Annotated in this window: 12 protein-coding genes and 1 pseudogene; 3 read left to right on the top strand and 10 right to left on the bottom strand. The window is 57.0% G+C overall.

Translation table 11 applies throughout. The features are described from left to right. Window positions 1-38: 38 nt before the first annotated feature. A complete protein-coding gene (locus NW818_RS11430; protein WP_414424615.1) occupies window positions 39-923 on the top strand; it encodes a hypothetical protein in 885 nt (294 codons plus the stop codon). A gap of 221 nt (window positions 924-1144) precedes the next feature. Here NW818_RS11430 and NW818_RS11425 read toward each other — a convergent pair whose 3' ends face one another. Continuing rightward, entirely contained in the window at window positions 1145-1732 is a 588-nt protein-coding gene (locus NW818_RS11425; RefSeq protein WP_414424614.1) for a hypothetical protein, read from the bottom strand. 307 nt (window positions 1733-2039) lie between these two features. Between NW818_RS11425 and NW818_RS11420 the strand changes: the two genes are divergently transcribed. Next, window positions 2040-2981, top strand: coding sequence for a hypothetical protein (locus tag NW818_RS11420; RefSeq protein WP_414424613.1), 942 nt, complete (start codon window positions 2040-2042; stop codon window positions 2979-2981). 47 nt (window positions 2982-3028) lie between these two features. Here the strand turns inward: NW818_RS11420 and NW818_RS11415 are convergent, their stop codons facing one another. The 3 genes from NW818_RS11415 to selD all read right to left on the bottom strand — a co-directional run bounded on the left by NW818_RS11415 (window position 3029) and on the right by selD (window position 6016). Continuing rightward, entirely contained in the window at window positions 3029-4165 is a 1137-nt protein-coding gene (locus NW818_RS11415) for an ABC transporter permease (protein WP_414413612.1), read from the bottom strand. A gap of 142 nt (window positions 4166-4307) precedes the next feature. Beyond that, entirely contained in the window at window positions 4308-4805 is a 498-nt protein-coding gene (locus NW818_RS11410; protein ID WP_414381897.1) for a hypothetical protein, read from the bottom strand. A 143-nt stretch (window positions 4806-4948) separates the two neighbouring features. Next, window positions 4949-6016: a selenide, water dikinase SelD gene (gene selD / locus NW818_RS11405; RefSeq protein ID WP_414408045.1), complete on the bottom strand. Its 1068-nt coding sequence runs from the start codon at window positions 6014-6016 to the stop codon at window positions 4949-4951. Between the two features lie 117 nt (window positions 6017-6133). Between selD and NW818_RS11400 the strand changes: the two genes are divergently transcribed. Continuing rightward, the gene (locus NW818_RS11400; protein WP_414424612.1) at window positions 6134-9631 is read left to right on the top strand and encodes a DNA polymerase III subunit alpha; all 3498 of its coding nucleotides are present in this window, start codon (window positions 6134-6136) and stop codon (window positions 9629-9631) included. A gap of 37 nt (window positions 9632-9668) precedes the next feature. Here NW818_RS11400 and NW818_RS11395 read toward each other — a convergent pair whose 3' ends face one another. From NW818_RS11395 to NW818_RS11370, 6 genes and pseudogenes are all read right to left on the bottom strand, one after another. Continuing rightward, complete coding sequence (locus tag NW818_RS11395) at window positions 9669-9929, bottom strand: glutaredoxin family protein (protein WP_011432810.1); 261 nt, start codon at window positions 9927-9929, stop codon at window positions 9669-9671. Between the two features lie 9 nt (window positions 9930-9938). Then, window positions 9939-10766: a carbon-nitrogen hydrolase family protein gene (locus NW818_RS11390; protein WP_011432809.1), complete on the bottom strand. Its 828-nt coding sequence runs from the start codon at window positions 10764-10766 to the stop codon at window positions 9939-9941. A gap of 41 nt (window positions 10767-10807) precedes the next feature. Then, the gene (locus tag NW818_RS11385) at window positions 10808-11029 is read right to left on the bottom strand and encodes a DUF2839 domain-containing protein (protein ID WP_414329235.1); all 222 of its coding nucleotides are present in this window, start codon (window positions 11027-11029) and stop codon (window positions 10808-10810) included. A gap of 133 nt (window positions 11030-11162) precedes the next feature. Then, window positions 11163-11918 (bottom strand): anti-sigma factor domain-containing protein, encoded by a 756-nt coding sequence (locus tag NW818_RS11380; protein ID WP_414381903.1) that lies wholly within the window; start codon window positions 11916-11918, stop codon window positions 11163-11165. Further along, complete coding sequence (locus NW818_RS11375; RefSeq protein WP_414418534.1) at window positions 11915-12496, bottom strand: sigma-70 family RNA polymerase sigma factor; 582 nt, start codon at window positions 12494-12496, stop codon at window positions 11915-11917. Before NW818_RS11375 ends, NW818_RS11380 begins: the two co-directional genes overlap by 4 nt. 308 nt (window positions 12497-12804) lie before the next feature. Beyond that, a pseudogene (locus NW818_RS11370) lies at window positions 12805-13002 on the bottom strand (DUF4394 domain-containing protein); the annotation flags it as partial. Window positions 13003-13039: the final 37 nt, after the last annotated feature.

Raw genomic sequence — 13039 nt, 5'->3', positions numbered from 1 at the left:
ATTATTGACTAGAGTCATGCTCTCTCCCGGTGGTCTCTATGCTGAAATCGCTGCCTGCTCGCCCATTGTCCTGCTTTCTTGTAGCCGGCCTGCTGTTGGCAGGGGGCGTTGCGTTTTTGGCCCCCCGTTGGTTCCCGGCTCTGGCCAACGAACAGGCTGTTCCTGAGGCCGAACTGGCGCTTCGGCCCCTCTTGGCTCCGGGATCCCGGATCCTCAGCTCGCGGCGATTGAGCGACACAGAAGCGGAAATTTGGGTGGAGTCTCGGGGGGGAACCAGCCCTGTGATCATGCGGCTGAATGCTGCAGGGACTTGGGAACAGGATATGAGCGCCACCTTGGCCCGCGGAGCCAGCCAGATGCAAGCTCTCGCCCGCCAACAAACGGTGAACTTGCCTGCCGGCTTTGGCCAGACCGCCCCCGATCAACCCCCGCCGCCGGTGCCCTCCCTTCTGCAGGCTACCCAAGCTGCCTCTAGCCTGATCCCGCCAGTGGATCGAGAGCAGGAAACCCAGCGGGCCTTGAGTGGGGCTGGCCGTGTGGATCCCTTTGTGCCCCAGAACATTCGCGCTCCTGAACCGCAGATTGTCCTGCCGCCCCTGCCTCCACCTCCGGTTTTGCCCCCTCCTGGCAGCGGCAATGGCGCCCCTGTAGCCGTGGCTACCCCGATCCCAACGCCTACCCCCGACCCGGCTGCCTTTGCCCGCAGTGTACAGGTTTCCGGGATGATACAGATCGGCGGCGAGTCCTTTGCTCTGGTTTCTGGCCCAGGTGTCATTCCCGCTGTGGTGCAGGCCGGGCAAAACTACCAAACCGCCAAGGTGGCCGGAGTATCGGTGCCAGAGCGACGGGTTGTGCTCTCGGAAGGGGGAGAAACGGTCGTGAAGCAAATGGAAGACACCAGCGTGATTGTAGGTGCGCCCTAGCTTCAGCAGCAGCAAGACACCGACGGTAGAACGGGCTTATTCCAAGTAGCAGCCAACTAGCAGTAAAACAGTTGGCTGGCTTGATTCCCAACTCCCCCTTCCAGAGGGGCCGGGGGCAAGGGTCAGAGGCTACTTGAACGGGCTCGGAACAACCCTAGTTGGAAGATAGGAGTTGCCAGATCTCCAGATCCCGAGATCTTGGCGGCAAGGCCGAGAAGACTTCAAAAGCGGGGTTCGCTGCTGAGGCGGGAGGGCTGCTGTTTTAGGTAGCGCAAAAACTCCCGCAGCTCGGCGTCGCTGAGTTGGTGGCGAGATTTCTTCTGAAAGCGACGTTCCAAAAACTCTTGTCCTTCCTTGCGGCCCCAGCCAATGCGCTGCATCTCCACATCCGTTTGGGCAATGATGTCCGATAGGTCATCCCCATAGGCCGCCGGCTCACTTAGACCGGGCAGCTCTGGGGGAGTCGGCTTTGCAGGGATCCCTATCGACTCAGGGGCTGGAGAAGCAGGGGAAGACTGAGCGTGTCCGTTGGCCAACTCAGGAGTTGGCAGATAAGGCACCCTGGCGGCAGCAGAATCCATGCCCAAACTCAAAGAGGAAGTGGGGCGACCAAATCCTGCGTGGTGGAGGGCGCGCTTCAAGGCAGCATCTTCCGCCTCTTCGACGGTGTTCGAGCCAGCCATGCCACTGCCCAAAACCGTGTTGTTCACCACCACCTGGGCTCTGACGATGTAGATCCCTTCTTCCACCCGCAACAGATCGGTGAGCAAGCTGCCCATGGGGTACCGCTCTCGAAAGTCTTGGATCATGTTGGCGTCAGAACCTGTTGCTGCTGAAGCTCTGACTACAAGCTAGCCCGAAAGTTAACTTGGCATCCAGATCTCAATCCAATCCCACCCTCAATATCGACATTGAATTGATATAAAGCGAGAGATCTCAACAAGAGGGAGCTGTCCGAGCAGATAACATCCCGGCTGGTGAGGGTATGCTATGGCCAAGGAATCCAGTTATATTAAGCAAGCGTCAACCCACGTGGCTGGCTTGGAAAACCTGAATTATCAGCAGCTCAGCCTTGACTCTTAGCTCTATTGTCGGCGCCAAGACAGATGGGGGACTATGGCCAGCGATACCATCGGGGTCAGCTCAGCGAGTTTGGGACGGGCAGCCATTCGAGAGCGCAACTACGGCACTGCTTTGCAGTTGCTCCGGCGAGCTTATCGTGCGGATCCCAGCCCAGAGAATGCCCGTTGGCTGGCCACCGCCTACGAGGAGGCGGGTTACCTTCAATTGGCCGCTCTGTACCGAGAATTGGCCCAAGAGGGCAGGGAGACTCCCAAAGCGATTCAATTTCAGGCCCCCAAACCTCCCAGCACCCTTGAGGAGCTGAAGCAGCCATCTCCTGAACCGCCGGATCGCAAGACCATTCCCTTGCCGCAGCCGATCCCACGCCCAACCCCACCCGCATCTCCTCCGGATCAGCCAATTTGGGTTTACAAGCCCACCCCCATCGATCCCAAAAGTATCAGCCGCCAAGCGCCCCTTCGACCTCAAGCTGCAGAGCCTGCCCCTTCCCCTCAACCATCGGCGGAGAGGGACGACTATCTGCCGGTTCAGCACGCCCCGGATTTGAAAAACCCGCAGCAGGGATCCCCCTTTGTGCGGCGACTGAACCAACTGCATCGCCAGTTTAAGGATCAGCCCACAGCGGAACTGGCGCTACAACTGGCGGAAGCCTACGACGAGCAAAAGAACTTTAAAGAGGCCCAGCGCTACTACCGAGAGGTTTTGGATCTGGATGACTCTTGGCTGTTACGACCGATGGTGCAAGAGCGCCTAGAAGAGCTGCGGCAACTGCAGGAGCCAACAGCCGAACAGAATCCTTGGGCAGATCTCTCAGCCCAAAACTTGCTCAAGCTAGGAGAAAAGTTGGAACGGGAAGGGGAAGTGGCTCGTGCCGAGCAAGTTTACCGGCAGATCCTGAAAATGGATGCCACCCTGGATGTCCATGCTAAGGCTCGCAAGGGTCTAAACCGGCTCTATCCCGACGGAAAGCGGTGATTTGCAGGCCACTCCATTCCCCTCACTCGGCGCAATGGGGAAGCAGCTCACCCTTCCCGAGGATCGAGGGCGTCCCGCAAACCATCCCCCAGCAGGTTAAAGGATAGAGAGGTCAGCACCACCATCAAAGTGGGGGCCAGCACCAGCCAGGGCTGTAGGATGATCACCGAAGCGTTGGTGGCCAGCGAGAGCATGTTGCCCCAAGAGGCATCCGGCTGTTGGATCCCCAACCCGATGAGGCTCAGCACCGACTCTGCCGCAATGTAGCCGGGCACCGCCAAGGTTGCCGAGATCACCACATAAGTAGCTGTCTGGGGCAAAATATGGCGCACCAGCAGATACAGGGATCCAGCCCCGGCTACCCGCGCTGCCTGCACAAAGTCCCGCTCTCGCAAGGACAGCACCTGCCCACGAATCACCCTGGCTAGGCCCGCCCAACCCACAAAAGAGAGGATCACCACAATCACCAAGAAGCGCTCGGCATTGCTGAAAGGCACCCCGGTCAGCGGATTCACCTGCAACACCGCTGCCAGCGACACCAGCAGATACAGCGTCGGAATCGACATCAACACCTCTGCCAAGCGCATCAGGAGCGTATCCACCCAGCCCCCAAGGTAGCCGGATATGGCCCCCACCAGCAGACCAATGGGGAAAGAGATGCCAATGCCCGCCAAGCCGATAAACAGGCTGACGCGCCCGCCATAGACCAAGCGACTGAAATAGTCCCGACCTTGATCATCGGTGCCCAGCAGGTGTAGCCGTGCCACAGAGGGCTCTTCGCCGATTGGGGATCCCACTTGTCCTGCTTCTGCAACAGGCCGCAGCGGGACGGTGCCAAACAGATGCCGATTGGAGGGGATCAACCCCAACCAACGGTAGGGAGTACCGGCCACAAACAAGCGGATCCCGGCTGGACGGCTGGTATCCACCAAGAGCGGGCGTTCTCCCGTTTCCAGATCCACTGGCCCCTGGCGGGTTGGATAAACGTGGGGCCCAATCCAAGCGCCCGATTCATCCCAAAAGTGAATGGCGGTGGGCGGCAGAAGGGATCCCCCCGGTTGAGATTCCAGTGGGCTGTAGGGGGCAACGAACTCGGCAAAAATGGCGCAGGCGTAGAAAACAAGAAGAATGTAGGCTCCTGCTTGGGCCCATCGATTGCGGCGAAGCCGTTTCCACCACTGCATAAGGCAGAGATTCCAGTCGAGTCCAGTTGAACCAAATGCCAGCAGTGTAGCTGATCGTGTCTTGTTCCAGTTGCAGAGAGGGCTGCAAGGTGTCACCGATTCATGCTGGCAGGACGAGTCCCTTCCCCAGTCCAAGACAAGCTCAGCCTGCCAAGGAATAGCTGGGGCTGTAGAGGGCCGTCATCTCCATCCGCACCGCAGCAATCGTCTGGGGCAGCACCCCCACCAGCCGTGCCAAAATGTCATCGGGCAATTGGCTAACCAAATCCGCAGAGAAAAATTCCTCTAAGCTAAAGAGCAAAACCCGCGCCCGCTGGGCCGGCAAAGGATTGTCGGTGATTTGCTGCAGCCAACGCATCCAGTGCAGCCGCTTGGCATAGGCATTTTGCCGCTCTTGGTGGTCTTGCGGATGCAGCAAAACCACATCCCCAATCGGGACAACGCCGCCGGACTCCACATCCAAGGGCCCCCCCACCGCAGCGCCTGGCCCGGCAAACTCGGCATGAAACGTCTTGCAGATGATCAGGGCGTTGTGCCGCTGGGGATCCACCATCAGCAGTTGCCCACTGCTGAGGGTTCGAATCAGCTGGCCAGGCTCAACTCGCTGAACCAGACTACGGCTGGGGGGAAGCTCGCTCATAGATCTCAGGATATCCTAACCTTCCCTTGCCTTACATGGTATCTTTAACTTTCTCAGAGCTGCTTGACGCAATCTTCATACTAAGCCCTCTATCGAGACTTTGCATGAGACTTTGCATGGTGAGTATTGCCAGAGGGTCTTCTTCAGGCTGCCGCTGGGCTGAGGCTGATCTTGCCGGTAACATGGATTCTGGTGTCTCCAGCTTGGCATCGGCCAATGCGACGGGCGTAGGGGTAGCCGGCACTGTGCAGCTCTTGCAAGAGGTCTGAGGTGTAGCCGGGATCCACCGCCACCAGCAAGCCCCCGCTGGTTTGGGGATCTGCCAGCAGCAGTTGCTGCCACTCGGGCAGGGATTCTGCCTGTACCCCCTCATAGCCCTGCCAATTGCGACGAGCCGCCCCTGGAAAGATCCCCGCCTCTGCCAGCGAGAGCGCTTCTGCCAAAAACGGAATGGAAGCCAGATCCAAACTGGCCCCCACCCCCGAGCCGCGACAGACTTCCAGCAAGTGTCCCACCAGGCCAAACCCTGTTACATCCGTCATGGCGTGAACTTGCGGTCGCCGAGCCAGTTGCGAGCCGATGCGATTCAGCTGGGTCATCACCTGCAAAACTTCCGCGTAGCCTGCCGCACTGAGCTGACCCTTTTTCAGGGCGGTGGTCATCACCCCGATCCCCAGCGGTTTGGTCAGGATCAGATCGTCCCCAGGTTGGGCAGTGGCATTGCGGCGAATGTGGTGCGGATGGGCCAAACCTGCTGCTACCAAGCCGAAGATGGGCTCCGGCGAATCGATGGAGTGCCCCCCGGCCAAAGGGATCCCGGCTTCTTGGCAAACCTGGATCCCTCCGGCCATGATCCCTTGGATGGCCTGCATCGGCAGGGTATTGACCGGCATGCCCAAAACTGCCAAAGCCAGAATGGGAGTGCCCCCCATCGCGTAGACATCGGAAAGGGCATTGGTCGCCGCGATCCGACCAAAATCCACCGGCTCATCCACAATCGGCATGAAGAAGTCGGTGGTCAAAATTAGGGCTTGGTGGTCGTTTAGTTGATAGACAGCCGCATCATCGCTGGTTTCAGCTCCCACCAACAAAGCCGGATTTGGGGATAGCAGGGGCACATCCTTAAGAATTTGTTGCAGCAGGGCCGGGGCAATTTTACAGCCGCAGCCACCGCCGTGGGAGTACTGGGTGAGGCGAATGGGAGCATCCATAGATTCAAGAAAAGGGAAAAAACATCAGCTGACTTTACTGTAGCGGCATCTGCAGGCAGTCGAGAAATGGACACGCTGAGTTAAGGTTAAAGGGATCCCACTATCCATAGCGTTGCCATGTCTTTTGTTCCTTTGCATCTCCACAGCGAATACAGCCTCTTGGATGGCGCCAGCCAATTGCCGCGTCTGATCGAGCAGGTGGTGGCTATGGGTTTGCCGGGGCTGGCCCTGACGGATCACGGTGTCATGTATGGGGCGTTAGAGCTGGTGAAACTGTGTAAAAGCAAAGGGATTACTCCAATCATCGGCAATGAAATGTATGTAATCAACGGCGATATCCGCGACAAAAGCCGCAAGTACCCCAAGTATCACCAAGTGGTTCTGGCCAAAAATACCCAGGGCTACAAAAACTTAGTGAAGCTAACCACCATTTCCCATCTACACGGCATTCAAGGCAAAGGGATTTTCTCTCGCCCCTGCATCAACAAAGAGTATTTGGTGCAATACAAAGAAGGGCTGATCGTCACCAGCGGCTGCTTGGCAGGAGAAGTGCCTCAAGCTATTTTGCAGCGGCGGCCAGAAATTGCCCGTGAAGTTGCCGCTTGGTACCAAGAGCAGTTTGGGGATGATTATTACATCGAGATTCAGGATCACGGTTATCAAGAAGATCGCTTTGTCAATGTGCAGTTGGTGCGCATCGCCCGCGAATTGGGGATCCCGATCATCCTCACCAACGATAGCCATTTTATTTCCTGCTGGGATGTAGAGGCCCACGATGCTCTGCTCTGCATTCAAACAGGCAAATCCCTTACTGAAAAAAATCGCCTTCGCTACACCGGAACCGAATACCTGAAAAGCCCAGAAGAGATGCGCCGTCTCTGCCGTGACCATTTGGAACAGGAGGTGATTGACGAGGCCATCGCCAACACCCTGAAGGTGCTGGAAAAGATCGAGGGCTATGACCTATTTGGGGAAATGCGCATGCCCGACTACCCGGTTCCACCGGGCCATTCTGCCGATAGCTATCTCACAGAATTGGCCTGGCAGGGGCTGGCGAAGCGCTGCGGTGTTGCTCAGCCGGATCAGATCCCCCAAAACTACCAGGAGCGCCTGCGCTTTGAGCTGAACATCATCCAACAAAAGGGCTTCTCCAGCTATTTCCTGGTGGTCTGGGACTACGTTCGCTATGCCCGCGAGCAGGGGATCCCGGTGGGGCCGGGGCGAGGCTCGGCAGCAGGATCCCTGGTGGCCTATGCCCTACAAATTACCAACATTGACCCGGTTAAATACGGCCTACTGTTTGAGCGATTTCTCAATCCAGAACGTCAATCGATGCCGGATATCGATACGGATTTTTGCATCGAGCGGCGGGGAGAGCTGATCGACTATGTGACCCGCAAATACGGCCAAGAGCGAGTCGCCCAGATCATCACCTTTAACCGCATGACCTCTAAAGCCATTCTCAAAGATGTCGGTCGAGTCTTAGACATTCCCTACTCAGAAGCCGACAAAATGGCGAAATTGATCCCGGTATCCCGAGGCAAGCCCGCAAAATTGGAAGAGATGATTGGCGAGGATACTCCCGCTCCAGAGTTCAAAGAAAAATACGAGAAAGACCCAACCACCCACCGCTGGATCGAGCTGGCACGTTTGTTGGAGGGCACCAACAAAACCTTCGGGGTTCACGCTGCCGGTGTGGTGATTGCTAAGGATCCCTTAGATGAGATCGTGCCTCTGCAGTACAACAATGAAGGCCAAATTATCACCCAGTACTCGATGGAAGATATCGAGTCTTTGGGCTTGCTGAAGATGGACTTTTTGGGTCTGCGCAACCTGACGATGATTCAGCGGGCAGTGGAACTGATCCGAGAACACAATGGCGTCAATATAGATCTGGATAACCTACCCCTAGACGACAAGAAAACCTACCAGCTTTTGGAAAAGGGAGAGCTGGAAGGGATCTTCCAACTGGAATCTTCTGGCATGAAGCAGGTGGTGCGGGAGCTCAAACCTTCCAACCTGGAAGATATTTCTTCAGTATTGGCCTTGTACCGGCCAGGCCCATTGGATACGGGAATGATCCCCGACTTTATCGATCGCAAGCACGGTCGCAAACCGGTAACCTATGCCCACGAACTCCTCAAGCCCATTCTTCAGGATACCTACGGAGCCATCCTCTACCAGGAACAGATCATGCGCATTGCCCAAGACATGGCCGGATACACCTTAGGCCAAGCCGATCTGCTGCGGCGAGCGATGGGGAAAAAGAAAGTCTCCGAGATGGAGAAACACCGCGAGCAATTTGTGCAGGGGGCAGCCAAGCGGGGTGTAAGCCAAGAAGTTGCCACAGAATTGTTTGATCAAATGGTTGCTTTTGCCGAGTATTGCTTCAATAAATCGCATTCTACTGCCTATGGGTTGATTACTTTTCAAACAGCTTACCTCAAGGCCAATTACCCAACGGAATATATGGCAGCCTTGCTCTCTTCTGTGGGGGGAGATCAGGACAAGGTACAGCGCTACATTACCTATTGCTTGTCAATTGGGATCCAAATTCAGCCGCCGGATATCAACCGTTCTGGAATGGACTTTACTCCCCAGGGATCCAGCATTTTGTTTGGTCTGGGGGCAGTGAAGAATGTAGGGGAGGGGGCCATTCAAAACATTTTGGCTGCCCGTCAAGCTGATGGCCCCTTCACCTCTCTGGCGGATTTTTGCCAGCGGGTGGATCTGCGCATTGTTAACCGTCGTGCCCTGGAGGCCCTGATTTGTGCGGGCGCTTTTGATTGTATTTCTGGAAATCGTAAACAACTAATTGCCGATTTGGATCCCATCCTCAGTTGGGCAGCGCAGCGAGCCAAGTCCAAAGCCATCGGCCAAGCCAGCTTGTTCGATCTACTGGGGAGCAATAGCAGCGCCGGCAATGGATTTGTGGAGGCTCCGTGTGGGCCGGCTACTGAAGATTTTCCACCTCAGGAAAAGTTGAGGCTAGAACGGGAGCTGCTGGGGTTTTATGTCTCGGATCATCCGCTGCGGCGCATTCAGGAGCAAGCGCGGCTGCTGGCCCCTGTAAACCTAGCTGACTTGGGCGGCTGCGCAGCCGATGCCTCTGTGGGCGTTCTCGCCCTGGTGACTGCCATTAAAAATGTCACAACCAAGAAAGGGGATCGCATGGCCATTTTGCAACTGGAAGATCTCACCGGCAGTTGTGAAGCAGTGATCTTCCCCAAAACCTATGAACGTTTGCGCGGTTGCCTGGAGGTGGATCAACGGCTATTGGTTTGGGCCAAAGTGGATCAGCGGGATGAACAGGTGCAACTGATTGTGGAAGATTTACAACCGATTGAATCTGTTAGTTGGGTAACGGTGGAGATCCCTCTCGACTCTGCTGGGACACTGGAGGATCGATACCGTTTACAGACGCTAATCGCTCGCCAACGCTCGGAAATTAAAGAAGAAAATCGCATTCCTGTCGTGGCTGCCATCACCGCCCATCCCCATACCCTTTGGGTGAGAATGGGATCCCAATTTTGGGTTAACAATGCCCAAGCCGCCGTTGAAGCCCTGCGTCAAGCCGGCTACACCGCCCGCAGCGAATCGCTGCTCTCTCCATAGGCATGGCAGAGAAAGCTCCGGCAGCAGCAGGAGAAATTCAACGGAGCTGTTTCTCAAGCCAAGCCCGCAACTGGCTCACCGTCAGCCGAGGGGAAGGACGTGGCAAAGGTCGCTCGGGATCCCCTGCCAGGGTGAGCACGGGAACTTCCAGTTGGTATTGCTCCCACCAACTCGGGTTGGAGGTGATGTCGCGGACTTCCAGATCACGGATTTCGGGGATCTGCCGCAACTTCTCCACCAAGCTCTCGCAGAGGTGGCAGCCGGGTTTGCTGTAGAGAATCAGGGGGGGCCAAGGCACAGCGGATCCCTAGCGGGTGACGGTGCAGGCCAGCCGACGGTGTTGTAGGGAAGGCATCTGCCGCCTGACCAACTGGAAACGCTCTGGGTTAATTTCAGCAATGGCCACCCCCGGTTTTTCGCCACCCGCATCCGCCAAGATAGTCCCCCAGGGGTCCACGATCATGGCATGGCCATGACATTGCCGCCGCTCGTAGTGGGTGCCCACCTGGGCGGGGGCTATCACGTAACAGGTGTTCTCAATGGCCCGGCATTGCAGCAAAACCTGCCAGTGATCCCGACCCGTGTAGGCCGTGAAGGCGGCAGGGATGAGCAAAATCTGGGCTCCGCGATCCACCAGGGATCGGTACAGCTCTGGAAAGCGTACGTCGTAGCAGACCGACAAACCGAGGTTCCCCAGTTGCTCTTGCTCGCAGGTGACCACCTCATCTCCGCTGACCACCGTGTTCGACTCGCGGTAGGTATTGCCGTCGGGCAGATTGACATCGAACAGGTGGATTTTGCGATAGCGGGCCAGCTCTTTGCCGTCAGGGCTGTAGAGGGCAGCGGTATTGTAAACTTTGCCCTGCCCGTCCGGCACAGGATACCCTCCTCCCAAAATAAATACTTGGTAACGCTGGGCCATCTTGGCCAAAAACTCCTCCGCCCGCTCCGCAATCTCAGGAGCAAGGCGGGCTTTCTCGGCTTCCGGCCCCATGAAGGCAAAGTTTTCTGGTAGCGTCACCAGCTCGCATCCCTGGCGCACTGCAAAGTCGATCCACTCTTCCGCCTGCTGCAAGTTGCTGGCCAGATCGGGAATGCTGGTCATTTGAATGGCGGCTGCCAGATAAGAGCGCATAGACGGAAACTCCAAAGGATGCTAAAGGGGATCCGACAGGCTCAGCCGACCAGATGCCACCAGCCGAAGGCAGGCCCTACAAATCGGATCACCACCCAAATGATGGCCAGGAGAATGATGCCTGCCCAAGCGCCACGGGTTGTCCAATTGTAGATGGCGCGAGCTTGCCCTTTGGTGAGGGGAATATCCTTGAGGTTGGGAAACACCAGCTCTTGGTCGGGATCTTGGCTGATGCGGGTTTTACGGCGCTTCGCTTCGCCCATGGGGTGGCCTCCAAGTTCTTCGCTGGGGTGGCGACTTTTATCTTAAGGCCTTCTGCCTTGGTCACAAGACTGGGTTGACATCCATCTGCATCACAATCGCCTACTTGTGCCATCGGGCCACGCCAATCCATCCCTAGCCGGAAATCCACAAAGGGGATCCCTGGTGCTCTTGGGGACGATTGCCATCCTCTTCGGTAATGGCCACAGCCCGCACCCATTCTGTAGATTCAAACACCGGCGGTAGGCGCAGCTCCTGTTGGCGATTTCCTGTTTCATCCACCGGAAAAGCTGCCACGAGAACGGCCCCCGCCCTATCGGTGGTAAAGGGCGCCTCCGGTTCCAGCACCACCCACAGGGCATAGACCCGGCCTTCCGGCAAAGGCGGCAACCCTTGGGCCACCAATCGCCCTTGCAGGCGCTGGGGATCCACCTCAAGCTTGACCGAGCCGGCCAGGTTCTCCGCAGTCGGCTGCAATTCATAGGTCAACACCTCGCCAGGGATCCCTTGCGTCTGGGCTAGCTGCAGCCTGCGCCACAGGTAGAGGTTCCCCAGCCCCAAAGCGACGATCAAGCCTGCGGCCACCGCCCCCAAGCCCCGTTGCCAGAGACGGGATCCCTTGGCAATCCAGGCGGGGGTGCGCATCGGTTGGGCTGCCTGCTCCGCATGTGCCTGCAACAGAGAAGCCCGCAGGGCGGGGGGAGGTTGCTTTTCCTCCACGCCGTAGGCTGTCTCCAACGCCCGTTGCAACGCTTGCAGTTCTCGGTGCAGCTCCGGGCGCAGCTTGAGCAAGGCTTCCAGCCGGTCGGCCTCTTCCGGGGAGAGATCCCCCAGCACATAGCCTGCCAGCCACAGTTGCAGTTCTTCGGGAGACACAGATTCGGCTTTCATGAGGGGCCTCCCAACAACTCGCGCAGCCGCAGCAAACCCCGCCGGGCTCTGGCTTTGACCGTTCCCAAAGGCAGATCCAGTTGCTTGGCAATTTCCGTTTGGCTCATGCCTTCGTAATAGGCCATCTTTAAGACTTGCCGCTGACTTTCGGACAACTCGGCCAAAGCCGTTTGCACCTCAACCACCTGCTCTGCTTGAGCCAACTGCTCCAAGGTGGGATCCGCAGCAGGACTACCCTGCAATTCCACTCTGCCCTGTTCCAGGGAGCGCTGTCGATTCCGCCAAGAGCGCAGCCGATCCAAACAGCGAGAGCGAGCCAAGATGCTCAGGTAGGTGCGCAGGGATCCCCGTCTGGGATCAAAGGAGGAACGAGCCAAGTTCAAAAAAATATCCTGGGTGAGATCTTCGGCTTCGGCAGTACTGCCCAGCATTTTGCAGGCAATTCCGTACACCAAGCCGGCATGTCGGTCGTAGAGAATGGCCAGAGCTTGTGACCGGCCTGCTTTTAGGGCTGCAAACACCTCTGCATCGGTTTTTTCCTGCAGGGATTCCTCAGCTTTGTCACCCTCGATCTTCATGAGTGGGAAGAGGAAACGGGATGGAAAAGAGAAAGAAACTGCAGAGGCACAAGCATCGCCCAGAGTAATCCAAGCAGGGCAGCGGCTCTCATAATTTATCGTCTGCATAGGCGGAGGTCAACCCCGAGCTAAGGGGAGATAGAAGGCCCAATCCTGAGCTGGGATCGGGCCGGGTCAAGGATCAACAGCAGCAACGATCTCAAAACGATTCCAACAATTGGTTCCAAATCAATGAATCCAAAACATTGATTAATGTTGATTAACCTTGATTTAATTTAATTTAGATAGGCAAATGGGAATCGGCTTTCCTAGAGGGCGGCCAAGCCAAAGAACGGCCCACCCGGCAGGGTGCCCAGGGATGTGGCCCGACCGGTGTTTAGGTCAATTCGATACAAGGTGGAGCCGCCGATGGCAAAGCCGGTATCCACTCCATCAGCAGTACGGATGTCAAACCCACCCATAGGGCCGAAGTTCACCCCCAGAGGGCCAATGGGCACCTGAACCCCATCGTTGGGGGGTTAACAGCAGCTGCTGTTTTTATCA

This window comes from Synechococcus sp. R6-5 (genome assembly GCF_047461775.1).
Classification (GTDB): Bacteria; Cyanobacteriota; Cyanobacteriia; order Thermostichales; family Thermostichaceae; genus Thermostichus.
Note: the sequence above shows the minus strand (reverse complement) of the source record. Positions and strands in the feature narration are given on the sequence as shown.